Genomic DNA, 26,162 nt, shown 5'->3' on the forward strand with positions numbered 1-26,162 from the left:
ATACCGTAGCAATTGATTTACGTAAACAGGATTGGAAATGCAATCGCGTACATACATAAAAATAGGGGTGGCCGGCCCTGTAGGCGCCGGTAAAACAGCGCTGATAGAAAGGCTGTCAAGGCGCCTGCATGAGCAGTATAGCCTGGCTGTGATCACCAATGATATCTATACAAAAGAAGATGCTGAATTCCTGGTGAAGAACAGCCTCTTGCCTGCTGAACGGATCATTGGGGTGGAGACAGGTGGCTGTCCGCATACTGCCATACGTGAAGATGCCAGCATGAACCTGGAGGCGGTAGAAGAAATAGCAGCACGATTTCCGGATGTGCAGATCATTTTTATTGAAAGCGGTGGAGATAATCTGTCAGCTACTTTCAGCCCGGATCTGGCAGACCTGACCATCTTCGTTATCGACGTAGCGGAAGGAGATAAGATACCCCGCAAGGGAGGGCCGGGCATTACCCGTTCGGACCTGCTGGTTATCAACAAGATTGACCTGGCGCCTTATGTCGGCGCCAGCCTTGAAGTGATGGAACGGGACGCCCGTAAGATGCGTCAGGGCCGGCCCTTTGTTTTTACCAACCTGATGACGCAGGAAGGGCTGGACACGGTAATAGGATGGATCCGGAAATATGCATTACTGGAAATGGTGGAGGAGCCAGCCTTGTTGCAATGACGAGTGAACTGCAAATAACAGCAGGAGTAAGAGGACCACGTACCTACCTGCAACACTGCTATTATACAAAACCTTTTAAGGTGGCTGATATCAGCGGCAGCAGAACGGGTATGTTACATCTGACCATGATGACGGCTTCGCCGGGGATACTGGATGGAGATGCGTATGATATCCGGGTTACATTACAGGAAGACGCAGGCCTGCATCTGTACACGCAATCTTACCAGCGCATATTCAACATGCAGCAGGGGGCCCGGCAACGCTTTCATGTAGAGATGGAAAGGGGCAGCCGCTTATGTTATCTGCCGCATCCTGCGGTGCCGCATGAGCAGTCTGTATTTGACAGTGCCAGTCGTATTGAGCTGGGCGCCGGTTGTAGCCTGTTGTGGGGCGAGATCATTACCTGTGGCCGGAAACTGAGTGGGGAAGTGTTCAGGTGTAGGCATTTCAGGAACGTACTGGAGGTGTACAGGGATGGCAGGTTGCTGTTTAAAGACGTAACCGTATTGCAACCAGGTATTGTGCCACCCGGCAACATGGGCCAGTGGGAAGGCTATACGCACCAGGCCTCTCTGCTATGGCATGACGAGCGGCAGGACATGACAGCGATGGGAGAGGTACTGCACGAATGTTTATCCGAAGAAAAGAATATTACAGCCGGCGTGTCCCGTACAGCCTCGGGGGCATTGCTCCTGCGTGTGCTGGGAGAGGGCGGAGAGCAATTGTATGCGCTTTTTAAAAAGATAGCGCTGCTGGCCGGAGAGGAACGAAAATTATAAACCCTTGGGTATATGAATACGGAATTGCAGGTGTTGTTGCTGACGGCTGTCACAATAAGTTGTCTGCATACAATGACGGGGCCTGATCACTATATCCCGTTTATAGCCCTGAGCAGGGCGAGAGGCTGGACTGCCGGTAAAACGGTGGTCTGGACACTGCTTTGTGGTATCGCGCATGTGGGCAGTTCGGTATTATTGGGATTACTGGGTATTGGGCTGGGCTGGTCCCTGTCAAAGATCAGCGGCCTGGAAAACCTGCGCGGAGGACTGGCCGGATGGGCCCTGCTTACTTTCGGGCTGCTGTATACCGCCTGGGGCCTGAAACGGGCCTGGAGCAACAAGGTGCATAAGCATTTTGACGTGTATGACAACGGGGATATCTACGTGTATGAACATAAACACGGGGAGATTGTTTACCCTCAGGACAGGACGAGGGTCACACCCTGGATCATGCTGCTCATTTTCGGGCTGGGACCCTGTGAACCGCTGATCCCCTTGTTGACCTACCCGGCGGCGCAACATTCCACCTATGGTATGGTGATGCTCATCGTGTCTTTTACGCTGTTCACGCTGCTGACAATGACGGGCATGGTCATTTTGGGGTATTATGGCTTTTCTGTATTGAAAACCAGTAGTTTGGAGCGGTATATGCATGCCCTGGGAGGGGTCACGATACTGGTCTGCGGTATAGGAATGGTATACCTGGGCTGGTAGATTTAAGGAAAATTTAAGACTCGGCGGGAGATTGCACTTATCACGGATTTTCATGTACAAACAGAGGTAATTGACATGGGATGTTCAAAGTTTTGTCAGGTCATCTAATAGTAATTGTAATTGGTAATTGATAATTCGTACTTTTACTTCATTCTTTTAGGCACTTACACGATAATTTATGGCACAAAGCGTATTCGATTTTGGCATGATTGGTCTGGGCGTAATGGGGAGGAACCTCTTACTGAACATGGCTGATCATGGTTTTTCCGTTATTGGTTTTGATAAAGATAGTACCAAGACCGGGGCTCTGGAATCGGCTGCTACAGCTGGCACTACTGTAAAGGGAGTGGCAGAACTGGCAACCATGGTACAGTTACTGGAGCGTCCGCGTAAGCTGATGATGTTGGTACCAGCCGGTCAGCCGGTGGATGATGTGATCGAATCACTGATCCCCCTGCTGGAAAAAGGTGATGTGGTGATTGACGGTGGTAACTCACATTATACAGATACATTACGCCGGGTAAAATACCTGCGGGATAAAGGTATTCATTTCATGGGCATCGGCGTATCAGGCGGTGAGAAAGGCGCCCGTACGGGACCAAGCATCATGCCTGGTGGCGACAAGGAAGCTTATGAAAAAGTAAGACCGATGCTGGAAGCAATTTCTGCAAAGGTAAACGGTGAGCCCTGCGTAGCTTACCTGGGTAAGGAAGGCGCCGGCCACTATGTGAAGATGGTGCACAATGGTATCGAGTATTCCATCATGCAGCTGATCAGCGAGGCATATGCATTGCTGAAACAGGCCGGACTGGATAACGACCGTTTACACCAGGTATTCAAAACCTGGAATGAAGGCGATCTGCAATCTTTCCTCATAGAGATCACTGCCGACATCTTCCTGCAGAAGGACGACAAGACCAGTGCAAGACTGGTAGATGTGATCTCCGATAAAGCGGGTTCCAAAGGAACCGGTAAATGGACCTCCCAGGATGCAATGGAGCTGCCTGTTGCCGTTCCGGTGATAGACACCGCCGTAGCCCTGCGCACCCTGTCCGGTTACAAGGATGAACGTGTACAGGCGGCTGCTTTATACAAAGCACCTGCTGCAAAACTCAATACACCGGTAGATACCTGGATTCAGCAGGTACATGATGCACTGTACTTCGGTGTGATCATCAGCTATGCACAGGGATTGGCCATGCTGCACCAGGCATCCAAAGAACTGCAGATGGAAATTCCTTTACCGGAAGCAGTGAAAGTATGGAGAGGCGGATGTATCATCCGTTCTACGCTCCTGGAGGTATATACCACCGCTTACAAAGCATCTCCTGAGTTGCCCAATATACTGTTGAACAAGGACGTAGCCGCCCTTGTAGAGAATGCCATTACAAACACACGTGCAGTAGTAGCACAGGCCGCACAGACAGGTACCGCAGCAGCTGGTATCATGTCAGCGCTGGCTTACTTCGATGCTTACCGCACAGAACGTATGCCTACCAACCTGGTGCAGGCACAGCGCGATTACTTCGGCGCTCATACCTACCAGCGTATAGATGCACCTGGTAGTTTCCATACCGTATGGGGTGAATAAAATGTTTGGAGTGTCCCCGCAACAGCGGGGCACACTCACATAAAATATAGAGTTATGCAAAATCATAAACGTCCGCCTGCCTCCATTGTCTTCATCTTCGGTGGCAGCGGCGACCTGAATTACAGAAAACTATCGCCGGCTTTATACAACCTGTTCCTGGATAACTACATGCCGGAAAAATTTGCTATAGCCGGTATCGGCCGTAGTCCCTATGACAATGATGCTTACCGCGAGCGCTTACTCGATGGTATCAAGAAATTTTCCCGCCGTAAAGGAGAACAGAACGGTCACTGGAAAGATTTCAGCCAACATATAAGCTACCTGCAGATGGATGCGGAAGATCAGTCTGCATATAGCGCGATCACCGACTATGTGAAGGCAAAAGAAGAAGAGTGGAATGAGCATCCCAACGTGATATTCTACCTGTCTGTAGCGCCGCAGCTGATGCCTGCTATTGCACAGAAACTGGGTAGCCTGAACCTGTGCAGTGACACGCGCAGCACCCGTATCGTGATAGAGAAACCATTCGGACACGATCTGCAGAGCGCTCACGAACTGAATACACTGCTACAAAGCCTCTTCTCAGAAGAACAGATCTACCGCATTGACCACTACCTGGGTAAAGAAACCGTGCAGAACCTCATCGCACTGCGTTTTGCCAATGCGCTGTTCGAACCGATCTGGAACCGCAATTACATCGATCATATACAGATTACCGCTTCAGAGACCGTAGGTCTGGAAGGCCGTGGCGGTTATTATGAAGGCTCAGGCGCGCTGCGCGATATGGTGCAGAACCATATCCTGCAGGTAATGTGTATGATTGCTATGGAAGCGCCCGTATCTTTTGATGCGAATGAGATCCGTAATAAAAAAGTGGATGTACTGAACGCCATCCGCAAATTCACAAAAGACAAGATACACGAAAACGCAGTACGCGGACAGTACTCTGCCGGCTGGAGAAAAGGCCAGCAGGTAGTAGGTTACCGCGAAGAAAAAGGAGTGGATAAAGAATCTGCTACTGAAACTTACGCTGCCGTTAAGTTCTATATCGACAACTGGCGCTGGCAGGGCGTACCGTTCTATGTACGTACCGGTAAGAACATGCACCAGAAAGCGACTAATATCACCCTGCAGTTCCGCCAGGCGCCGCATTACGCGTTCCCTGCAGAATCAGCAGAAACCTGGCGTCCTAACCGCCTGACCATCAGCATACAGCCTGAAATGGATATCCGTATCCGCTTCCAGGCAAAACGCCCGGGTCAGAGTATGGAACTGGACCCGGTGGAAATGGTCTTCAACTTCGACCGTCAATATGGCGACGACCATGCACCCGAAGCATATGAAACACTGCTGCTGGACGTAATGGAAGGAGATGCAACCCTGTTCATGCGTGCAGACCAGGTAGAAGCTGCCTGGAAAGTGGTAATGCCGATACTGGAAACATGGGAATCCCGTACGCCGGTAGATTTCCCTAACTACGCACCTGATTCCTGGGGACCTGAAGATGCAGACGCCCTGATCGCCAGAGATGGTCACGCCTGGATCAACTTACCTAAATAAGAGCAATGGAATTACATATAGCCAAGAACACCCAGGAACTGAGCGAGAACCTGGCCGCATGGATCAGTAATTATATCCAGGAAGTGCTGCAGGACCAGCCCATCTTCACATTTGCCCTCTCCGGAGGAAGCACGCCTAAACAGCTATATACGCTGCTCACCAAAGAGCCGTATAAACTGATCATTCCATGGGAGAGGATCCACTTCTTCTGGGGAGATGAAAGGGCAGTGCCATTTGAAGATGAGCGCAACAACGCCCGCATGGCCTACGAAACCCTGCTGGATGTTGTCGGGGTGCCTTCAGAAAATATCCATGTCATGCGCACAGATATTGAACCTGAAGCTGCTGCTGCGGAATATGAAAAGATCCTGCAGAAGTATTTCAAGGACAGCGACACAACCTTTGATCTCGTACTCCTGGGTATGGGAGATGACGGACATACCCTGTCCCTCTTCCCCGGTACAGAAGTAGTACATGAGAAAAAAGCATGGGTAAAGGCGTTCTTCCTGAAAGCACAGGACATGTTCCGCATTACACTGACAGCACCTGTGGTAAATGAGGCTGCCTGCGTAATTTTCATGGCAACAGGCGCCGGCAAGGCCCTGACGCTGAAGAGTGTGATAGAGGGTGACTTCAATGCTGAAAAATTCCCTTCCCAGATGATCCGCCCACAAGATGGAGAGCTGCACTGGTTTGTGGATGAAGCAGCGGCAGGCGCACTTGAAATGTAGCGAAATGTAGCATGTAAGTACTGCTGATAAAATGCTAAAAGGGGTGTATCATACTATGATACATCCCTTTTTATTTGGCGCCATCAGGCGCCTGCTATTTGATGCCATGGCTGTAATTTGATGCCGGTCATAAATGTTTTGCCGGCTTCCTGAAAAAACGGTTTTAATAACGACTAATATTATACCGGTCCCTGTGCAGATCCTATTAGGAATTCCTACCCGCTCATTTTATATTTAAGGCAGTTATACAATTTCGATATCATCAATTTTGATATCATTATTCCATGGTCTCATCTATCAACTACTGTTATGAAAAAATTCTTCCTTTATGCAGCTGCTTTCTTCATGGGTTGTGCGCCACTTGCCGCACAGCAATACACGGCAGACTGGGCATCTCTTAACAAGCGTGGTATTCCTGCCTGGTTCAATGAAGCCAAATTCGGCATCTTCATTCACTGGGGCGTGTATGCCGTTCCTTCTTTTGCGGTGGTAGGTCCCGGCGGTTATTCTGAATGGTACTGGTACCAGCTGGATGGCGCAAAAGATGAGACACATCAGAAAGTACGGGCTTTTCACGATAAGAACTACGGTAAGGATTTCAGCTATCAGCAATTCGAATCGCAGTTCAACGCCTCCTTATTTGACCCGGCTCAGTGGGCAGACGTATTCCGTCGTTCGGGCGCTAAGTATGTTGTGCTTACTTCCAAACATCATGAAGGTTATTGCCTGTGGGATAACAAACAGGCCGACTCTGTATGGGGGCGCCCCTGGAATGCGGTGACCGGTACGCCCAAAAGAGACCTGCTGGGCGATCTGACCAATGCGGTAAGAAAAGCAGGCCTGAAAATGGGTTACTATTATTCCCTCTATGAGTGGTTCAATCCGCTCTGGAAAAAAGACAAAGCCAGTTACGTAAAAAATGTAATGACGCCACAGTTCAAAGACCTTGTAACACGTTATAAACCTTCTGTGATCTTTTCTGACGGGGAATGGGAGCTGTCAGATACTGCATGGCGCAGCCCTGAACTACTCGCCTGGTTATTCAACGAATCTCCTGTAAAAGATGAAGTCGTGATAGACGATCGTTGGGGCAGTAATACCAGAGGGCATAACAATGGCGCTACCTATCTGACCTCTGAATATGGCAGCGGCATGCAACCCGGCGTAATATGGGAAGAAAGCCAGGGCATTGGGAACTCCTACGGCTATAACCGTATGGAAACTGTGAACGATTATAAGAAGAGTAATGATCTCATTGTATTGCTGGTGGACATCGTTTCCCGTGGCGGTAACCTGCTGCTGGATATAGGCCCCACTGCTGATGGACGTATACCTGTGATCATGCAGCAAAGACTGGTAGATATGGGCGCCTGGCTGGAAGTGAACGGTGAAGCGATCTATAATACGAAACCGTGGAAAGAGACACGCCAGTGGAGTGCAGGTAATCGCCCACAGGTGAAGGAGGCCAGCTTTATGTCAGATTACAATGTGGCAAAGATGGTGAAGCCTTCTAAAGAGCATGCACATATTGAAATGTTCTTCACAAAAAAGGATGATGCACTGTATTGCATCGCTACCGGCTACACGCCGCAATTAAAGATAAAGGATTTCACGCCTGCAAAACAAGCGAAAGCAGTGATACTCGGTTGTGATAAAGCCATCACCTGGCAGCAGCAGGGTAAGGATTGTGTAGTGAACCTTTCAGGATTACGTCCCGGAGATATTACCAGCAACCTGTTTGTAGTGAAGATAAAATAGGATGCGGTTGCGCTTAGCCAGACTATAATTGTACGTCAATCCGTCATTTTCACAAACCGTTTCGTAAATATTTTCTGTGTTCCCTCATAGATCACACATATATAAACGCCTGCTGGCATGCCTTTCAGCGAATACGTCTCCTGCATTTGCGTCAGTGGACGTGTGAACACTGTACGGCCGTTCATATCTGTAAAACGCACCTGGAAATCACCCAGCCTGCTGCTGAGCAATGTGAGTTGTTGCCCCGCAGGCACGGGGAATAAATGAAAGTCCTGGTTGATCAATACCTGCACAGACTGTACATCAGAGTAAATGCTCCTGCCATCTGTCAGCTCCAGCCTGGCGCGGTAATAAAAGATACCGGAATGGCCGGGATGGTCTTTATAGATATATTGATCACCGGAGTTGATATCCTGACCTGACAGCGTAATAAAGTCGCTGCCCTGTAAGCGCTCCCAATAGATCTTCTTCACCCTGTAGGAGGTACTGAGCACCACGGTAATATCAACACTATTATCTGCCTGCACATCTGCCAGTACCTGGCGGAAGAAGCAATAAACACCCTGTTGCTCATAGTTGTAAGTAGGCCCCTGCAATCCGGCCCAGCCATCTTTATGCACCGGCACTACTGAGATATAAGGTGAAGAAAGCTGTGCTTTGGATATTAACAGAACGGTGTCTGTTGTAGTCGTGACGGGCGACAATACCTGCCCTTTTAATGTATATACTGCATACCCCGAAGCATGATCAAGACCATGCCAGTTGATCTGCAGCGTATCAGGACAATTATACCCAACATTGACAGCTACTGGTGCAGATATATTGAAATAATCACTGATCCAGCTGGTATCGGTAGTACTCATCCGCAATAATCCCTTATTGAAAATGGCGGGAACATTCCAGCGACTGCCCGGAGCCGCCAGGGGGATATCGGTGGCGATAGGAACCCAGGTAAGCCCGCTGTCGGCACTGAAAGACAGGGTACCATTGCCGGTATGTGGCGTGCGCCAGCGTATCGCAATATTGTTGCCGGCGCTCAGTTGTTCGCCTGCAGCAGGATACTGCCATTCAAAGGACGACCGGGGAATAGCCTGCCAGGCGATATGAAAGCGCTGGCTGGTACCTGCCGACAGCTGCCGGGCATTCACGCGGATATTCACTGTCCCTGCCGCAGGCAGTTCAATGGTTATCTGCTCCAGGTTGTTCAGACTATCTCTGCCGTGGCGGGCGGGAGCCCTGATTGAATCAGCCGCGGGAAAGGTGCTCAGCAGCCAGGGTAGATAGCTATTGCCCGCATTATCTGTAACAGACAGGTCGAGGTCATTGAGCAGGGCTTTAGGGGCATTCTCGCTGGCAGCAGGGTCATTCCAGCTAAGCGTGACCTTCAGCCTGGCGGTGTTGGGTGGTATATCGACAGCAATGCCGGTAGTATTTCCCTGGCTTATCTCTCCTGAAAAAAGCCGTTTGTCTTTGATGGTATGTACAGCAGCGACGGCATTCAGTAAACCGTAGCCGCTACTATAATCGGGGCCGGGAGTATTTATCTCGTCGGCACTGTTCACCAATATGGCTTTTACCATAGCGGCAGCAGGCGTTATGCTGAATACCTGCTGATACGCCTCCTGTACGATGGTTGTGATGCCGGTTGTAGTAGCCGCCGCATCAGAGGTGCCGGCTTGCCCGTAAGCAACCAATTGCGGAGAGATGCGGCCGTCAAAAGCAGGGCCTTTGGAACTAAGCAGCGGAACATTGTAGCCGGTGTCAATACCTCCTACCACCAGCACATTCTTTGCCTGTTTGAAGGTACCACTCAGGTTGGCGTAACCTGCCAGTCCCTTGTAGGTGCCATCGGCAGGTGCCGTATTGCCAATGTTGCCCGAAGAAAAGATATGCAGCAGGGTATCCATCGTGTATATCTGCTGATCGTAGGCTGCTGCTTCCGCCCCATAATAGTTCTCAAGGCTGGTACCATAGGAATGATTCTGTACGGTAATACCGGCATTCCTGAAATAGTTGTTCTCATCTGGCAGTAGGTGCTGATAGTCAGAAGAACTCAATTTCGCTTTTACGGCAACGCCCTTGCCACTGGGACCTGTATTTCCCATGCCTGCTATTAGTGTGGCCATCATGGTGGCGTGCGGATTGAGGGTATGGGCGGCAAGCGGGGAGGGGATTGCTTTTCCCAACAGATCAATGTCGGTGGTGTCAAACAATTCCTCTTTCAGTCCTACCGTATGTTTATCGCCCTGTAAGGTGGGATATTGCTGATGAAGTAAATTGATATAGTCGACAGAAGGCAATGCATTATTGATAGCCACCTCTGTGCGCGCGGTCCGTAATCTGTCTGCAAAGCGGACATTGCTTTGTGCAGTGAACAGCGCCCAGTCTTTCATTTTCACGGCTGCTATTGCTACCCGATAGGAAGATGTTGCAGACAACGGGCGGCAATATTGCAGGGCAGTCGCCGTATTGTTGAGCGATACCTGCACCAGCAGGCTATCCTGCAGATGTAAGGTACTGATATCCCTGACCAGTGCATCACTGCACTTCCAGTTATAATTGGCCGGATAGATCTTTACAACATGTTTCGCTTCAACGGAATCAAACTGTACTTGTTGCAGTATATGATGTTGAGGACTGAGCGATTTAGTCAGCCCATGTTTTTGTAGCAGGGCATCGCCGGGGAATACATCAAACTTTACCAGGAAGTAGCCTGGAGTAGCAGCAGTGGTATCTGTATAGCGAAGTACAATACTGTCGGCAGATGTGCGTTCCTGGGCGGATACATAGGTATTGAACAGATTGATCAGCAGGAATAGAAAAAATATGGCAACGCGGGCATTCATGTACGGGCAACAATTTTGGTCGAGACATGAATGTAAATAAAAAAAATCAGGAATTAAGCATCAGGAATTAATGAGGATGAGTACCCTGCATTAAATTCCTGATCCTTAATCGTCAGCCGCTACCAGGCGTCTATACTCACGGTCTCCATCTCCTGTCCGGTTAGCAGAGAACCGGCTGGCGTACTTGGGTATATTTCTTCGAATGTCTTTACCTGGTTCATGAACACACGGCGGGAAATATGGCTGCGGGTAATGTGGTGCGGCGTTTCCAGGCCGGCAGCAGCAGCCAGTTCTATAGCGCTTTCAATAGTGTCCTGGTGGTAATTGGATACACGGTGCTTTTTGTCGTCTATCACCAGGCCGGCCATCAGCCATTTGTCCTGGGTAGCCACACCTGTAGGACAGCGGTTCGTATTACATACGAGTGCCTGTATACAACCAAGCGCCATCATCATAGCGCGGGCGCTGTTGCAGGCATCTGCACCCAGGGCCAGTGCGCGGAGTATATGGAAACCGGTCAGTATCTTACCGGAAGCGATCACTTTTACCTTATTGCGGATATTGTAACCTGTCAGGGTATCGTGCACAAACGCCAGGGCGTCCATCAGCGGCATCCCTACAGAGTTTGAGAATTCAGGAGGCGCAGCACCGGTACCGCCTTCACCGCCATCTACAGTGATGAAGTCCGGATAGCAGCCTGTTTCCAGCATCGCTTTACAAATAGCGTGGAACTCTCTTTTCTGCCCGATACAGAGTTTAAAGCCTACCGGTTTTCCTCCACTCAGCTGGCGCATACGGGTAATGAACTGCATCATCTGCCGGGGCGTATTGAAAGCGGTATGGTAAGGAGGAGAAGCAACGGTAGTATGCGGTTGTACGTGACGGATAGCCGCAATTTCAGGTGTATTCTTCGAAGCTGGTAAGATGCCGCCATGGCCGGGTTTAGCGCCCTGGGAGATCTTTAGCTCGATCATTTTGATCTGTGGAATGGCGCATTTCTCTGAGAATAGTTTTTCGTCAAAATTACCTTCAGCCGTACGGCAGCCGAAATAACCGGTACCGATCTGCCAGATAATATCACCACCCTGCGTAAGGTGATGTTCACTGATGCCGCCCTCGCCGGTATTGTGCGCGAAATTACCCAGTTTTGCACCGCCGTTCAGGGCCTGTACCGCATTGGAACTGAGCGAGCCGTAACTCATGGCTGAAACGTTCAGGATACTGGCGGAATAAGGCTGTGTACAGTCATTACCCCCGATCAGCACCCGGGGATCCTTATTCATTTTCTCAAAAGCCCTGGGCTGGATGGAATGGGCCATCCATTCATAGCCTTCGGCGTATACATTGAACTGTGTACCAAATGGTTGGGAATTCAGTTCCCTTTTTGCACGCTGGTAAATAGTAGACCGGTCTACACGGTTTACCGGGCTCCCGTCAATGTCACTTTCCACGAAGTATTGGTAGATCTTGGGGCGGATATCTTCCATGAAGTAGCGCAGGCGGCCCACAATGGGGTAGTTGCGCATAATTGCATGTTTCTTCTGGGTTATGTCGATCAATCCCATGATAATCAATGGTAATATCAGTACCAGTAACCACCAGGTCCAGGGGAAGAAGTATCCCAGACAGGTAATGAAAGCCAGGCTGACCACCGTAAAAACAATAAATCCTTTCATATTAAGCTCCCTTTGATAAGGCAGCTAAGTTAGGAAAAATCAGATCAGCTTATTGTTCTTTAACACTGTCGTGATCTTCGTAATGATCTCGTTTTTCGTGTTCTCAAAAGTGCGGATGTCCTCATTCACGATCCAGGAAGAAACTGTCACTTTCAGATTTGCGCCATCGATATTGGTGAAATAAACATCGGGCTTTTTGTCGCGGCACAGGTTATCCACATCTTTCAGCGCATCGGTGACGAGCCGTCTGATTTCCAGGGCGCTTTCATTGGTTGCCGGCACATTGAAAGTGATCTCTGCCCGTCGTTCCGGTGTGAGAGAATGATTGATGATCGGTTTCTGGAAGATCTCTTTATTGGGAATAATGACATGCAGTCCGTCGAGGGTACGTATCAGCGTGGAGCGAAGCTGTATTTCTTCTACATTGCCTGAAAAGCCATTGGTTTCTATCTGGTGGCCTACCTCAAAGGGCCTGCGGAAAGTGATAAAAATGCCTGAAATAAAATTGGCTGTCAGGTCCTGGAAGGCAAAACCGAGGGCCAGACCAATGATACCGGCGCCTGCAAGCAGGGAACTGACCGCTTTTTCAAGTTTAAGCACATCCAGCGCTACAAAGAGGCCGATCAGCGTGATCAGGACTGAAAAAAGATTGGCAAACAAACCGCTCAATGCCGAAGAATGGGAGAGTTTTAATACAAACTTATACACCAGCAATTTAAAGAGCCTTGCCAGCAGGAAAAAGGCGCCCGCGACGATGATGGCCACCACCATGTTAGGCAGCATTTTAATGCCCGCAGTCGTCCACCGGTGCAGTTTATCCCATATCAGGTCTCCCCAGTTCGAAAAATCTTTATCCATAATACCCGGTTTTAGTGAACAGATACTTACAGTATTCTAATAACTGTGCCATGTGTCGGGAAGAGTGTAACTGCGGAAAAACCTGGACACTATCAGTTTGTTTTAATAGGGTATAACCTTATCTTACGGGACAACTTATTTCAGCTTATGCAATTTCGCCATTTGATATTAGCGTGTGGCCTGCTCACGGGAGCAGTGCCCCCCTTGCATGCACAGGCGCCGTTTGATGCGTCCAGGATCAAAGTTTCATGGGAAGTAGTGGAAAATAACCACCAGGGGAAGGCCGAGTTCCTTTCTGCTTTTACTATTGTAAACAAGGGTAAAACTGCTTTCCCGGCAAAGGGCTGGCAGCTGTATTTTAACTTCGTAAGATCCATTAAGGAAGGCGTCACCACTGGCGGTGTCACGGCAGCACATGTGAACGGCGACCTGTATAAAATATCTCCGGCTGATGACAGTAAAAGCATCGCCCCGGGCGATTCCCTGCGTATAGAAATGGTAGCAGAAGCATGGGCGGTGAACTTTACGGATGCGCCTGACGGCTTGTACCTGGTATGGGACAAGGAGCCTGCTAAAGGCTACCGCCTGGCCCCACTGGAAATACGTCCGTCTACCCAGCCTAAACAATACCTGCGCTTCCCGGGCGACAAAACCGCACTGACCACTCCGGCAGATGTGTATGCCCAGAACAGGAATATCAAAGATATACCAGCTGAACAGTTGCCGCTGGTATTCCCCACACCGCAGGAAGTTGTACCCGGTACAGGCACTTATGCGCTACAGGCTGGTGTGCAGATCAATGCGGCGCCGGCATTTGCAAAAGAGGCCAGCTACCTGTCTGATGAACTGGGTAAATTGCTCGGCACAAAACCGGCAACAGGCAGTGGCAGTGGTATTGCGTTGGAGCAGGATGCCAGCCTGGCGCCCGAAGCCTATTCCCTGCAGGTAACACCTCAGGGTGTGACTATCAGGGCCGCCGATGGCGCAGGCATGTTTTACGGCATCCAGACGCTGAAAAGCATACTGCCTCCTGCTTCCTGGGCTGGCGTACAGAAAACTATACAGGTACCCGTTATACAGGTGAAAGACGCCCCCCGTTACGGATATCGCGCATTTATGCTCGATGTGTCCCGCAACTTCCACAGTAAACAGGATGTATTACGCCTGTTGGAAGTCATGTCGCTGTATAAACTGAACGTATTCCACTTCCACCTAACGGACGATGAAGGCTGGAGACTGGAAATACCCGGCTTGCCTGAACTGACACAGGTAGGCGGCCGTCGCGGGCACGGCGTAGATGAAAAGGAACACCTGCTGCCATCCTATGGTTCCGGTCCTGATGTAACAGATACGGCAGGCAGCGGCTTTTATACAAAACAGGATTTCCTGGAAATATTGAAGTATGCAAACGACAGGCATATCACTGTCATTCCTGAAATAGAAACGCCCGGCCACGCACGTGCGGCAGTAAAAGCCATGGAAGCGCGTTATGCGAAATTGCAGGCAGAAGGAAAACAGGCGGAAGCCACACAATACCTGTTGTCAGACCTGGACGATAAATCAGTCTATCACTCCGTACAGAACTGGAATGACAACGTGATCAACGTGGCATTGCCATCGGTATATACGTTCCTTGATAAGGTGGTGGCGGAGCTGCAGGCGTATTATAAGGAAGCCGGCGCGCCACTGGAATATGTACACATGGGTGGCGATGAAGTGCCTGCCGGCGTATGGACAAAATCGCCCGTGGTACAGGCTTTAATGCAGCAGGACAAGACAGTTAAAAACACGGATGATCTCTGGTATTACTATTACAGTAAAGTATACACATTGCTGAAAGCGCGCGGACTGAAACAATATGGCTGGGAAGAGATGGGAATGCGTAAGACGAGTGTTGATGGAAAACCGCATTATATCCCGAACCCTGATTTCAGCAACAACGGCTTCATGGTGGACGTATGGAACAATGTAATGGGTGGCGGAGCAGAAGACCTGGCCTACAGGCTGGCCAATGCCAACTATAAAGTGGTGTTGTCCGGAGTAAGCAATCTGTATTTCGATATGGCTTATATGAAGTCCTTCGAAGAACCCGGATTCTACTGGGGCGGTTTTGTAGATATTGATAAACCATTTTATTTCATCCCGGAGAACTATTACAAGAATTCAAAAGTAGATGCATTGGGCAACCGTCTGAACCCGGATATCTTCAAAGGAAAGGATCCGCTGACGGCTTATGGGGCAGGCAATATTATGGGCGTGCAGGGATTGTTGTGGAGTGAAACGGTAAAGAACTCCGCACGTATGGAATATATGATCCTGCCTAAGTTACTGGGACTGGCAGAACGTGCCTGGGCAAAGAATCCTGAATGGGCAACAGAGAAAGACAGTGCCCGCAGTGAAGAGTTGTACAACAAAGCCTGGAATACCTTCGTTAACGTAGCCGGTAAAAGAGAGCTGGTAAGATTAGATCATTACAATGGTGGATACAATTACCGCATCCCCACACCCGGATTGCAGGTTAGCAATGGCGCAGTAGCCGCCAATATACAGCTGCCTGGTTTCACAATACGTTATACAACAGACGGAAAGGAACCCGATAGCAAGAGTAAGGTCTATACAGGGCCGGTGACAGAGAAGGGGACGATCCGCTTTAAAGCATTCGATACGCGGGGAAGGAGCAGCCGGACTGCAACGATCATTAATCCGCTCAGAGCGCAGACATTATCAAAGGGTGGTGACTTATAGTCATCACCTTTTTACTTTAATAACAGCTTAAATTCATGTTAATCCGCCTGTTCCGAGAGGTTGAGCCTGCTGCCTGTTATTCCTTTACCGGCGGCCGTTTCCCCTGATGTATGTCCTTAAAATCTCATTAAAGTAGCAGTCACACTGGTTTTGCCTTTCAAGTTCCCCGTAGTTTTGTGGAAGAATGTAATTGAACATTTATCCATTTAAACCATAACCTGTAATGGCGCTGAAAGACAAACTGGACCTCGGAACATTAATGCGGAAGTTGCATTGGAAAGAACTATTAGCCGTACTGTTCATATTACTTGCCATCTATTTTTTCCGGCAGCAAAGACACGAATTGTATGCACTCGGCCCTGCTATTGAAAGAGCAAACCGATTTTGGGTGATTGCAGGTGTTTTATTGACGGGTGCTTATATATTAATGCAGGCATTGATGTATCGTTACAGCTTTCGTGCTGTAGGTGGAAAGCTGGACCTGCACCGTGGTACTGAGCTCTTTTTGAAAAGGAACTTACTGAGTATTTTTCTGCCTGCCGGGGGCGTCAGCTCACTGGCCTATTTGCCACAAAATCTCCGTCGCAGTCATATTAACAAGCAACAGGTGCATCAGGCATCGGGCATCTACGGGTTTACCGGTATATTTTCCGTGTTCCTGGTGGGTATACCTGTGGTAGGATATGCCATTCTGCACGATGAGTCGATGTTTGAGGCCGTGAGTGGCCTGGTTGCCATTTGTGCAGTGCTGGGCGGCGTAGCCTGGCTGGTTAGGTCTATGCAAACCAGGGGGGCTGCCTATCACCTGTTGGCAAAGTATTTCCCCGGCCTGGTAAGTCATGTGGACGAGATCTTTGCCTTTAACCTGAACAGGACCTCTTTTATTCATACAGTCCTGGTTTCTGCAGGTATAGAGATCGTGGGGATCGCCCATTTGTATATCAGTATGATGGCAACAGGCGCCCAGCCATCCCTGGAGGCGGCCTGTGTAGGATATATTGTGGCCACCATCTTCCTGATCGTATCGCCGTTTTTACGCGGTTTAGGGGCCATAGAATTGTCTCTGGCCTATCTGCTGACCAATTATGGCTTCTCTTCTTTACAAGCCCTGGAAATAACCTTATTGTACCGTCTTTTCGAATTCTGGCTGCCGCTGGTAGCCGGAGTGATTGCTTTTCTGCTGAAGGGAAAACAGCTGATACTACGCTTAATTCCCCCGGTCCTTATTTTTTTGCTGGGGATGGTGAATATCTTCTCTGTGCTCACACCGCCGCTCAGGGGCCGCTTAAGACTGCTGAAGGCTTATATACCGGTAGAAAGTATTCATGCGTCCAACCTGCTGGTCGTGTTTCTGGGGCTAATACTGCTGGTAACGGCTACTTTTCTGTTCCGCGGCCTGCGCAATGCATGGGTAGTAGCGTTGTGTGTATCGCTCCTGTCGGTGTTCGGGCATATGAGTAAGGCTTTGGACTATGAAGAAGCGTCGCTGGCATTGGTTACTTCTATTATGCTGATCATTACGGCCAGCCAGTACCGCCTGAAAAGTAACCGGCAGCTGATGAATATCGGTGTGGTGACGGCTGTTGCCACGCTGCTGGTAGTGCTCATTTTCGGGACCGTAGGCTTTTATTTTCTTCATGCCCGTCATTTCGGGATGGAGTTCACCTGGCTGCATTCCCTGCAGGCATCCTTTCATGGATTCCTGTTACTGGAAGATGATGGCCTGCACCCGCTCACCCGTTTCGGGAGGGAATTCCTGAGCGCCATCCATATATTGGGTGTTGGCGCCTGGGCCTTCCTGTTCTATACCATTATCCGGCCTTACCTGCCTGCGGGCAGGCACAGTAATGCTGCAGCGGAAAAAGCGCAGTACTACCTGAGCCAGTATGGCAGTTCTGCCATGGATCATTTTAAGGTGGGAGATGATAAGTTGCTGTATGTATCTGATGTGTACCAGGGCTTTATAGCGTATCGTATTGCAAATGGTTTTGCCGTTGTGCTGGAAGAGCCGGTATGTGCGGATGAGGTAAAGCTCCCCCTGCTGCAGGAATTTGAAAAGCAGTGCCTTAAAATGGGATTAAAGCCCGCCTTCTATCGCGTGGACGAACAGAGCGTGTACTATTTCGAGCATCTGCGTAAGAAGAAACTGCTGATAGGGCAGGAGGGAATTGTGGATGTCTCCGCGTTCACATTAAGTGGCAAGGACAGGAAGTCACTGCGTAACGGGTTGAACAGCCTCGCCGCCAAAGGATACGTCACTACTATTCATACCGCGCCATTACCACATTCCCTGGTACAGGAGTTGAAGGAAGTATCGGACGAGTGGCTGGCACAATATGAGGTGAAAGAGATGACATTCTCCCAGGGGCTTTTTGATGCAGACGAAATCGGTGAACAGAACGTTATAACAGTAACAGATCCGGAAGGAAGGATAGCGGCGTTCCTGAACATCATTCCCGATTATGCGCCGGGCGAGTGTACCTACGATCTGATCCGTAAAAGAACTGATGCGCCGGGTGGTTGTATGGATGCCCTGATCATTGCCCTGATACAGGATGCGAAGGAGAAGGGATTACAATACCTCAACCTGGGCCTGGTACCGATGTCTGGTATCAGTCAGCCGCAGAATACCGCCGAACAGGTAGTGAAATTTGCGTATGAAAAAATAAAGGCTTTCCGCCACTATCACGGTTTGCGTGAGTTCAAAGAGAAGTATGCAACAGAGTGGTCCAATAAATACCTGGTATACGGGCATGATTTTGATCTTATCCAGTTGCCGGGTGCATTGAGTAAGGTGATGAGAGCATAAACAGGAATAACATGAGAAAAGGAAAGTATGTGTTGTTATTGCTGGTCATGATGACCAGCGTCATGTCGGCGGAAGCACAGCGAGACATCAGTAAATTGCCGGTAACGGTGAAGGTGCCTGCAGTACAGGCAGCAAACCATCCGGTGGTCTTTTATATAACCGGCGACGGTGGAATGAAGAAGTTCTCGGTAGATATGGTGAATATGCTGGCGGGAAGGGGTTATCCTGTTATCGGGCTGAATGCATTAAAATACTTCTGGAGTAAAAAGACACCGGAACAGGCTGCTGCTGATGTGGCTGCGCTGATGCAGTATTATGCGGGGCAGTGGAATAATCACTCGTTTATATTTGTGGGTTATTCTATGGGCGCAGATGTGCTGCCCTTCATTTATCATAAGCTTCCTGCCATGTTGCAGGACCAGGTGCATCACCTGGTATTCATGTCTCCTTCTGCAAGTACAGATATGGTGGTGCACATATCAGACATGCTGGGCAGAACAAGCACACCCGGCAGTATGAATGTGCCTGCTGCGATGAATAGCATCACAGGCAAACCCCTGCTGCTGATATTTGGCCAGGACGAAAAAGATTTCGACAGCAAAGCGCTTACTATCAGTAACTATAAACAGGTTGTGTTACCGGGAGGGCATCACTATAATGATGATGCATCTGGTGTGGTGCAACAGATACTCTCATATATCGTTCAACGTTAACGTATACTTTCACCTTAACTGCATGTTAACGCCCCGCTTTTTTCATGCTAAAACGTTCTACCCACCATCTTTTATAAATCTTTCATATACATGAGCTTAGCTGCGGCGAGGTGGACAATTTTATTCCGTTAACATCTTATTAACTAAAATCTGCGGCGCGTATTGTAGTATTACAACGTAGTGATGCAGCGAAAGAAAGTTAAAGGATATACCACTATTTGTCAGCCATGGATACAGCCCTCAGGTATCTACCTGGGAGGTTTAAAAGTTATCTGAAGGTTACAGCTATAATGGATAAATGTTTTTTACAGAAGATGTTGCCCGGTTGTGGAGCAGTGCGGACGAAAACCGCGGTGGAAGAGACTTTTAATGGTTGGTTTTTGATGAATACTCCCCAGGTTTCAACCGGGGGAGTTTATTCTTGCTGTATGGAATACAACAACAAAAACCAGCAGGGCTGCAACAAAATAGCAGTACATTTTTTTAGCTTGCATAAGGGCCATCTTTTATGCGAAGTTGAGTTGATCGTATACCCTCAAAATATATGTTTATGAAAATTACACTTATAGCTACCGGAAACGGTGGGCCCTGTTTGTATGATCCGGATCAAATAAAGTCTTATGAAGATGCCGTTGCCAAAAGAACAATATCATCATAGCATTCAGCAATCGTTACAAAAAGACACATACACTATGGCTACTCACAACATTAGCCCGGAGACAGCCGATGCGGACCAGGAAGCAAAAAGGAATTATAATTTAATCTGTTCATTGTAAACCCCACTATGCCAGCATGCCTAAACGTTATTTTGAAAGACTGCAGACCATTGATTACCTGATCAGGATCAAAGGCACCGGAAAACCCGCCCATCTTGCTAAAAGATTGCGCATTTCCGAAAGAACATTATTTGAATTTCTTAAAATGATGAAAGAGCTGGGAGCTCCCATAGCGTACGACCGCTATAAGGAAAGCTACTACTATTCGGAAAAAGGTGGATTCAATATTCGTTTCGTGAAAAACCTGACACTTGCCCTGATATTCATTCAGGGAATGTTTACGGATATTTCATTCCTGTTACCGTAACTCGTTTTCCTCCTGCTCTTATTAGCATTTGCAGGGGATTTCCCTTGCCTGAACGGAATTGCTGCGGAGTCTGACACTCCGCAGTTAACTCCGTATTAACTATTGCATTAACAGGGAATTAACCACCCAGTGATGATTCCTTTATATCTTTCCTACATACATCCAAACAAACGAATTTTCGAAATACTTTTCTCATAAGACGGTTTAGATTTCATAAGCTTCTGTACGCAGGTTTCTGTTCAGTTACCTGCTTGTTTTAAAACTATATACTATCAGAAACTTTATATCAGCCATCACCACCGCATCCAGATAAAATGAAACACCACACTGTATTTCATGTACACTCCAAAGGCCAGCGCATCAGGATACCGCTGCAGGATTTGCAGTTTGTAGAGATCCGGGCAGACGGCTGTGTGCTCCACCTGGCGCACTCACATGTTATCGCTGACGACACTCCGGAAAAGATCTGGGCATGCCTGCCGCAGGACCGCTTCCTGGCAGTAAGACGCAAGTTTATGATCAATCTCCACCACATTGCCGGCATCTGTGACGACTATATCCATATGCAAACAGGGCTTATCCCCCAACGGGAAAGACAGACAGGTACGATCAGCGCCCACTGGCTGTAAACGCGGTTTCAATAAAGCGTAATAGTTCGCCATGACAGTCTGGCCTTCACAGGCAGGGAAGAGCATGCATTCAACAAAATGTACCAGCCCATTACAGCGGGCATTTGTTTTAAACACGGGCCGGCCGGGAGAGATACCAGGATTATCCAATGTTTTCGTTCTCTTCTACAGGATGTCATAGGGTCTCCGATAAGTGTACGTATTCGGTGGAAGTTCCTACCTACAGGCTCTTTTCTATAGCATTACGGGCACTGTTCTATAGCGAACGCTATAGAATAGTAGGATAAATGTAGGCCTGTAGCGCCTTTAGGTAGTTATCAGCAGGATACTCGCGCCCTGTTTGCACACTGATTGTGCTCTTGTGTTTAAAATTCCGCTAACCAGACCTGGAGAAGGGAAAAAAAGAGCCCTTACCAACTGATGGGTAAGGGCCCCTGAACATTCACATGTCAACCGTTGCGGATTTCAGAATGGCAAGAATATCGATAAACCGCAACAAAATAAAATATTTGATAATCAGTACTAAAAAGGGTTATTTATATCAAAACTAGAGATAATATTTTGAATCCATGGTTAACCGATTGTTAAGGACACCTCACTTTTTAGATATCATCGACGGACTTACAACTTGTTTCAGAACCTTACATAACATGACTGGTTTTTCAGTATTTACCTGTAAATTGCTGACATAAATTACTCCGCGTTACACCTATGTCAAACTCTTCCGTGGCCAGATATCCGGCTTTTCGTTATGGGATATTTTTAATATTGAATAATTTGCTTATTAGTATTTATTGAAAAATCATATACTTATCCGATTGACTACTGCTGGTATTTGTATCAAATTTGTTTCGGTATGTGAAACCATGAAATCTAGCCAGTTTTAACATATTGTGGCCATACTTTTAGACGATCACCAGTACTTGCAGTTACCGAAGGAGGTTTCGCAACATTTCAAACCCAAAAAGAACATTATGAAAAATGTGAGGCGTAACAGCGCTGGGCAGACTGATGAAGCTGATGCATTAGATGCGGAAGGACAGGGCGAAGCCAAACAACTTATCCAACAGTTAGCGAAAGATATAAGCAACATCGTATTCATGGACATGGATATTCCGGGATTAACGCCTACAGAGGCGGCCGGTATATTAAAGGCAGCTTACCCTGACATGAATATCATACTGTTCACCGCCCAGGGCAATGAATTTTCAGTAGCCAACGTTCATCCCCGTAACATATCACCGAACCCTCCGGCCTCCCTGACCTCTTTCTTTTCCCAGGTATATGAAGCTGCCATGCAGACCAACATCCTTGCGGTGCAAAAGGTACTGGCCTTTTTTAACCGTAAGACGGCGGGCAGTCACGAGCATCGTTATGGCCTGTCGCCCCGTGAGCTCGAAGTACTCGATTGTCTTGTAAATGGAGACACCTATAAAAAAATAGCCGAACATTGCCACATCAGCGTAGGCACCGTACGCTCGCACATTATGAATATCTATCGCAAGCTGGATGTAAATTCCCGTTCCGGCGCCATCGTTAAAGCTATGCAGGAAAGGCTGGTAGGTAGCTGAGCCTGTCCGATTCCCCACCCATAACTTTTTATTCCCCTGTTTTGTTATCTAACTGGAACATGCTATTTTCGACCAGACCTTATTGTCTATAGCAGCTGCTTGTCACCACGTGTTATTTAAGAATTTGCACTAACCCGCAGTACCCGTAGCATATAATCCGTGTATTGTACAGCGGTCGTTGTCCGTTTACCCATACCTCATTGTCTCATCATCTAAACTTCATATTTCGCCAGAGAACCTGAATTTTTTGAATACTTAACTATCGAATGGCATCACAGAAATTGATCAAACCCAAGCAACAAAAATCATCGTTATGAGCATTAATGGTACAAACAAAGCTGGTGTATTGCTGCTATTTGCCCTTTTTACGGCCTTTCCGGCTGTGGCACAGCAGTCGTCTGCCCCGGCAGAGGGAGCTGCCTCATCTACCCCCAACAGTAGACCGGCAGAACAGGAAGGACCTGTAAGAGGGACAGTAAAAGACAACAACGGCGTAGGCCTCATAGGAGTGACCATCCGCGTTAAGGGTACCAGTACCGGTACCACCTCGGGCCCCGATGGGATTTTCTCTATCAATCTGCCGGCAGGAAAAGATACACTCGTCTTTTCCTACCTGGGGTATATAAGCCAGGAAGTAAAGGCAGGAACATCGCCCCTGAATATTATTCTCCGTTCTTCTGAAAGCCAGCTGGAACAGGTGGTGGTAATAGGATATGGCACCCAGCGTAAAAAAGACCTCACAGGTTCTATTTCTTCCGTTAAAGGAGAGGACCTGTTAACCCAGCCGGTACAAACGGTCACACAGGCGGCTCAGGGCCGTATTGCCGGTGTACAGGTCATCTCTTCCGGGCAACCTAACTCCCAGCCACAGATCAGGGTGCGTGGTACGGGATCGGTACTGGCGGGCGCTAACCCCTTGTACGTGGTAGACGGCGTATTGACAGATGATATCCGCAATATTGCTACTGCAGATATCTTAACCATGGACGTGCTGAAAGACGCTTCTGCGGCTATCTATGGTGTGCGTGCTGCCAATGGTGTTATCATTATCACTACCCGTAAGGGGAAGGCGGGAGCTGCCCAGGTAAGGTATGATGCGAACGTGGGCTTCCGGGAAGCATCCAACCTGGTGAAGATGGCCAGCCGTGAGCAGTACATAGACTACCTGGCCGATGCTTCGCCCAGTAAAGACCCTGTGAACAACCCTTATGTTTACAGCGGTACCACCAACTGGTATAACGAAGTGCTCAGAAAGGCCTTCCAGATGAATCACAACATCTCTGTGTCGGGCGGCTCAGAGAAAAGCACTTATTACTTAAGCGGAGGTTATATACAGGAAGATGGTATTATCACTACCAACAACTTCAAACGCTTCACCTTCAGGGCCAACAATGAGATCAATATCACCGACCAGCTGCGCTTTACCGCCCAGCTTTCGTATTCCCGCGCTACCTCCCGCGATGTAGAGCTGGGAGATACCTACCGGAACGTTTACAGGGCTGCGCCCATTGTCAAGGCGATGGAAGGCGGCAGGTATGGTAACACCTCCGGCTGGGCTAACGTAGGTAACCCCCTCCTCTCGCTCAACAAAAGAAATGACGGCCGCCAGGAAAACCGGCTGCAGGGTAATGTAGCCCTGGAATATTCCCCGGTTTCTTTCCTGAAATTCCGTTCCGGCTTTAATGCCGACCTGAAATATGGGAACGACCGGATCTATGCCTACCAGTACCTTAACGACGATAAGACCTTCCTGGTGGCCGGTGGTAACCAGCAAAACCAGGAAAGCCGCCTCACCCGCGAAGAATACCGTTCACAGGGCTGGATATGGGACAATACCATCACTTTTGACAAGACCTTCAACAAACACTCCCTGACGGTACTGGCAGGTTCCGTAACGGAAGGCTTCTATAGCACATCCCTGAAAGGTGTGCGTATCAATGTGCCGGAAAGTGAAGATCTCTGGTACCTGGACCTGGGCGATCCCAATGTGCAATCCACCCTCGCGAACGTAGGAGATAAATATGCCCGTCAGTCATTTGTAGGACGTATCAACTACGGCTATGATGGCCGCTACCTGCTGAGTGCTTCCCTCCGTGCAGACGGTAGCTCCAAGTTCAGTGACCGCTGGGGATACTTTCCTACAGTAGGACTGGGCTGGGTGATCTCTGAGGAAGGCTTCATGAAAGGCAATGGTGTTTTTGATTACCTGAAACTGCGTGGTACCTGGGGAAAACTGGGGAATGACAATATACCCACCAATGCCTACATCGCGGTGACCAGTGTGGATGCTCCCTATGTATTTGGCGGTATTGTGAACATCGGTGGCGCCCTGAAAGAGATCAAAGACCCTTTCCTGAAATGGGAGGCTACCACCCAGTATGATGTCGGTCTGGAATTCACCCTGCTGAAGAACAAGTTGAGCGGCGAGGTGGACTACTACAGTAAAAAGACAACAGATGCGCTGGTGATTGTCAATACGCCGGCAATACTTGGTGACCAGGATAATTCCTTCATCACTAACGCGGCCTCTTTTAAGAACCAGGGCTGGGAGATCTCCCTTAACTGGAAGGATAAGATAACCGATGACCTGAGCTATAATATCGGGGGTAATATCACCTTTAACACGAACGAGCTGACAGGCCTTAATGGCGGGCAGGCCTTACTCGGTGGTAATGTTGGTCAGCAGAGTTTTGTGACCCGTACCGACAACGGGCATCCTGTGGGTAGTTTCTATGTCAGGGATGCTATTGGCGTGTTCAGGGACCAGGCGGAAATAGATAACTACAAGGGCACCAATGGCAATGTGCTCCAGCCGGGCGCCGCTCCGGGTGATCTGAAATACAGGGATGTGGATGGCGACGGAGATATTGACGATAATGACAAGATCTACGCAGGTTCCTTCCAGCCTAAATGTTTCTTCGGATTTAACCTTGGTCTCAATTACAAAGGTTTTGACCTGAGTGCCAATTTCTATGGCAACGCCGGCAACAAGATCTATAACGGTAAAAAGGCATTCCGTTTTGACCCGGCAGACAATATTGAGGCTGACTATGCTGAAAAGCGCTGGAAGGCCAACCGCCCCTCATCCACTGATCCGCGGCTTATTCAGTCCAATACGCCTGCATCTACCTATTTCGTGGAATCGGGTACTTACCTGCGCCTTAACAACCTGATGCTGGGATATACTTTCGCCGCCAGATCTATGAAGGCGATCGGGATCAGCAGCTTCCGCGTGTATGCCACTTCACAGAACCTTTTCACACTGAAGAAGTTTAGTGGCTTCAGTCCGGAATTGCCCGGTGGTACTATTGACGATGCCAATGCCACCAACAACAAAAGCGGTATCCTCGATGCCGGTATTGAACTGAGCGCTTATCCAACCACCCGCACTTTTGCGCTGGGCGTTAATGTCACATTTTAAAA

17 protein-coding genes are annotated in these 26,162 nt (G+C 48.7%); 14 read left to right on the forward strand and 3 right to left on the reverse strand.

The annotated features are described in order from the left end of the window. The first annotated feature begins 37 nt into the window (after window positions 1-37). The 7 genes from ureG (at window position 38) to MYF79_RS07440 (ending at window position 7,809) form a co-directional block, all read left to right on the forward strand. On the forward strand, window positions 38-676 hold the full coding sequence (ureG, locus tag MYF79_RS07410; protein WP_247813244.1) for an urease accessory protein UreG: 639 nt from the start codon (window positions 38-40) through the stop codon (window positions 674-676). Next, on the forward strand, window positions 673-1,455 hold the full coding sequence (locus MYF79_RS07415) for an urease accessory protein UreD (protein ID WP_247813245.1): 783 nt from the start codon (window positions 673-675) through the stop codon (window positions 1,453-1,455). The genes ureG and MYF79_RS07415 overlap by 4 nt, the downstream gene beginning before the upstream one ends. Window positions 1,456-1,467: 12 nt before the next feature. Beyond that, window positions 1,468-2,169: a sulfite exporter TauE/SafE family protein gene (locus MYF79_RS07420; protein ID WP_247813246.1), complete on the forward strand. Its 702-nt coding sequence runs from the start codon at window positions 1,468-1,470 to the stop codon at window positions 2,167-2,169. Window positions 2,170-2,347: 178 nt separating this feature from the next. Then, entirely contained in the window at window positions 2,348-3,760 is a 1,413-nt protein-coding gene (gene gndA / locus MYF79_RS07425) for an NADP-dependent phosphogluconate dehydrogenase (RefSeq protein ID WP_247813247.1), read from the forward strand. 54 nt (window positions 3,761-3,814) lie between these two features. After that, window positions 3,815-5,320, forward strand: a complete 1,506-nt coding sequence (zwf, locus tag MYF79_RS07430; protein WP_199657894.1) for a glucose-6-phosphate dehydrogenase — start codon at window positions 3,815-3,817, stop codon at window positions 5,318-5,320. 5 nt (window positions 5,321-5,325) lie between these two features. Continuing rightward, window positions 5,326-6,051 carry a 6-phosphogluconolactonase gene (gene pgl, locus MYF79_RS07435; protein WP_247813248.1) on the forward strand — a complete coding sequence of 242 codons (726 nt, stop codon included), beginning with the start codon at window positions 5,326-5,328 and terminating at the stop codon, window positions 6,049-6,051. A gap of 309 nt (window positions 6,052-6,360) precedes the next feature. After that, window positions 6,361-7,809, forward strand: coding sequence for an alpha-L-fucosidase (locus MYF79_RS07440; RefSeq protein ID WP_247813249.1), 1,449 nt, complete (start codon window positions 6,361-6,363; stop codon window positions 7,807-7,809). Between the two features lie 35 nt (window positions 7,810-7,844). Here MYF79_RS07440 and MYF79_RS07445 read toward each other — a convergent pair whose 3' ends face one another. The 3 genes from MYF79_RS07445 to MYF79_RS07455 form a co-directional block, all read right to left on the reverse strand. Then, the gene (locus tag MYF79_RS07445; RefSeq protein ID WP_247813250.1) at window positions 7,845-10,655 is read right to left on the reverse strand and encodes a S8 family peptidase; all 2,811 of its coding nucleotides are present in this window, start codon (window positions 10,653-10,655) and stop codon (window positions 7,845-7,847) included. Window positions 10,656-10,774: 119 nt separating this feature from the next. Then, window positions 10,775-12,331 (reverse strand): FMN-binding glutamate synthase family protein, encoded by a 1,557-nt coding sequence (locus tag MYF79_RS07450; RefSeq protein WP_247813251.1) that lies wholly within the window; start codon window positions 12,329-12,331, stop codon window positions 10,775-10,777. Window positions 12,332-12,370: 39 nt separating this feature from the next. After that, the gene (locus MYF79_RS07455) at window positions 12,371-13,189 is read right to left on the reverse strand and encodes a mechanosensitive ion channel family protein (protein ID WP_247813252.1); all 819 of its coding nucleotides are present in this window, start codon (window positions 13,187-13,189) and stop codon (window positions 12,371-12,373) included. A gap of 147 nt (window positions 13,190-13,336) precedes the next feature. On the opposite strand from MYF79_RS07455, the gene MYF79_RS07460 reads away from it, so the two are divergent. From MYF79_RS07460 to MYF79_RS07490, 7 genes are all read left to right on the forward strand, one after another. Then, window positions 13,337-15,934 (forward strand): family 20 glycosylhydrolase, encoded by a 2,598-nt coding sequence (locus tag MYF79_RS07460; protein WP_247813253.1) that lies wholly within the window; start codon window positions 13,337-13,339, stop codon window positions 15,932-15,934. A gap of 223 nt (window positions 15,935-16,157) precedes the next feature. Beyond that, window positions 16,158-18,743: a phosphatidylglycerol lysyltransferase domain-containing protein gene (locus MYF79_RS07465; protein ID WP_247813254.1), complete on the forward strand. Its 2,586-nt coding sequence runs from the start codon at window positions 16,158-16,160 to the stop codon at window positions 18,741-18,743. 11 nt (window positions 18,744-18,754) lie between these two features. Further along, window positions 18,755-19,456, forward strand: coding sequence for an AcvB/VirJ family lysyl-phosphatidylglycerol hydrolase (locus MYF79_RS07470; RefSeq protein ID WP_247813255.1), 702 nt, complete (start codon window positions 18,755-18,757; stop codon window positions 19,454-19,456). 792 nt (window positions 19,457-20,248) lie between these two features. Then, window positions 20,249-20,539, forward strand: a complete 291-nt coding sequence (locus MYF79_RS07475; protein ID WP_199657885.1) for a hypothetical protein — start codon at window positions 20,249-20,251, stop codon at window positions 20,537-20,539. Window positions 20,540-20,853: 314 nt separating this feature from the next. After that, window positions 20,854-21,168 (forward strand): LytTR family transcriptional regulator DNA-binding domain-containing protein, encoded by a 315-nt coding sequence (locus tag MYF79_RS07480; protein ID WP_247813256.1) that lies wholly within the window; start codon window positions 20,854-20,856, stop codon window positions 21,166-21,168. Window positions 21,169-22,142: 974 nt separating this feature from the next. After that, window positions 22,143-22,739 (forward strand): response regulator transcription factor, encoded by a 597-nt coding sequence (locus tag MYF79_RS07485; RefSeq protein WP_247813257.1) that lies wholly within the window; start codon window positions 22,143-22,145, stop codon window positions 22,737-22,739. A gap of 313 nt (window positions 22,740-23,052) precedes the next feature. After that, window positions 23,053-26,160: a SusC/RagA family TonB-linked outer membrane protein gene (locus MYF79_RS07490; RefSeq protein ID WP_247813258.1), complete on the forward strand. Its 3,108-nt coding sequence runs from the start codon at window positions 23,053-23,055 to the stop codon at window positions 26,158-26,160. The last annotated feature ends 2 nt before the right edge of the window (window positions 26,161-26,162 follow it).

The sequence above is a fragment of the Chitinophaga filiformis genome (assembly GCF_023100805.1).
In the GTDB taxonomy this organism is placed as follows: Bacteria; Bacteroidota; Bacteroidia; order Chitinophagales; family Chitinophagaceae; genus Chitinophaga; species Chitinophaga filiformis_B.

Bases quoted from the DNA above. Each gene is read 5' to 3' on its own strand.
- ureG (WP_247813244.1), top strand. From the start codon at position 38: ATGCAATCGCGTACATACATAAAAATAGGGGTGGCCGGCCCTGTAGGC.
- MYF79_RS07415 (WP_247813245.1), top strand. From the start codon at position 673: ATGACGAGTGAACTGCAAATAACAGCAGGAGTAAGAGGACCACGTACC.
- MYF79_RS07420 (WP_247813246.1), top strand. From the start codon at position 1,468: ATGAATACGGAATTGCAGGTGTTGTTGCTGACGGCTGTCACAATAAGT.
- gndA (WP_247813247.1), top strand. From the start codon at position 2,348: ATGGCACAAAGCGTATTCGATTTTGGCATGATTGGTCTGGGCGTAATG.
- zwf (WP_199657894.1), top strand. From the start codon at position 3,815: ATGCAAAATCATAAACGTCCGCCTGCCTCCATTGTCTTCATCTTCGGT.
- pgl (WP_247813248.1), top strand. From the start codon at position 5,326: ATGGAATTACATATAGCCAAGAACACCCAGGAACTGAGCGAGAACCTG.
- MYF79_RS07440 (WP_247813249.1), top strand. From the start codon at position 6,361: ATGAAAAAATTCTTCCTTTATGCAGCTGCTTTCTTCATGGGTTGTGCG.
- MYF79_RS07445 (WP_247813250.1), bottom strand. From the start codon at position 10,655: ATGAATGCCCGCGTTGCCATATTTTTTCTATTCCTGCTGATCAATCTG.
- MYF79_RS07450 (WP_247813251.1), bottom strand. From the start codon at position 12,331: ATGAAAGGATTTATTGTTTTTACGGTGGTCAGCCTGGCTTTCATTACC.
- MYF79_RS07455 (WP_247813252.1), bottom strand. From the start codon at position 13,189: ATGGATAAAGATTTTTCGAACTGGGGAGACCTGATATGGGATAAACTG.
- MYF79_RS07460 (WP_247813253.1), top strand. From the start codon at position 13,337: ATGCAATTTCGCCATTTGATATTAGCGTGTGGCCTGCTCACGGGAGCA.
- MYF79_RS07465 (WP_247813254.1), top strand. From the start codon at position 16,158: ATGGCGCTGAAAGACAAACTGGACCTCGGAACATTAATGCGGAAGTTG.
- MYF79_RS07470 (WP_247813255.1), top strand. From the start codon at position 18,755: ATGAGAAAAGGAAAGTATGTGTTGTTATTGCTGGTCATGATGACCAGC.
- MYF79_RS07475 (WP_199657885.1), top strand. From the start codon at position 20,249: ATGCCTAAACGTTATTTTGAAAGACTGCAGACCATTGATTACCTGATC.
- MYF79_RS07480 (WP_247813256.1), top strand. From the start codon at position 20,854: ATGAAACACCACACTGTATTTCATGTACACTCCAAAGGCCAGCGCATC.
- MYF79_RS07485 (WP_247813257.1), top strand. From the start codon at position 22,143: ATGAAAAATGTGAGGCGTAACAGCGCTGGGCAGACTGATGAAGCTGAT.
- MYF79_RS07490 (WP_247813258.1), top strand. From the start codon at position 23,053: ATGAGCATTAATGGTACAAACAAAGCTGGTGTATTGCTGCTATTTGCC.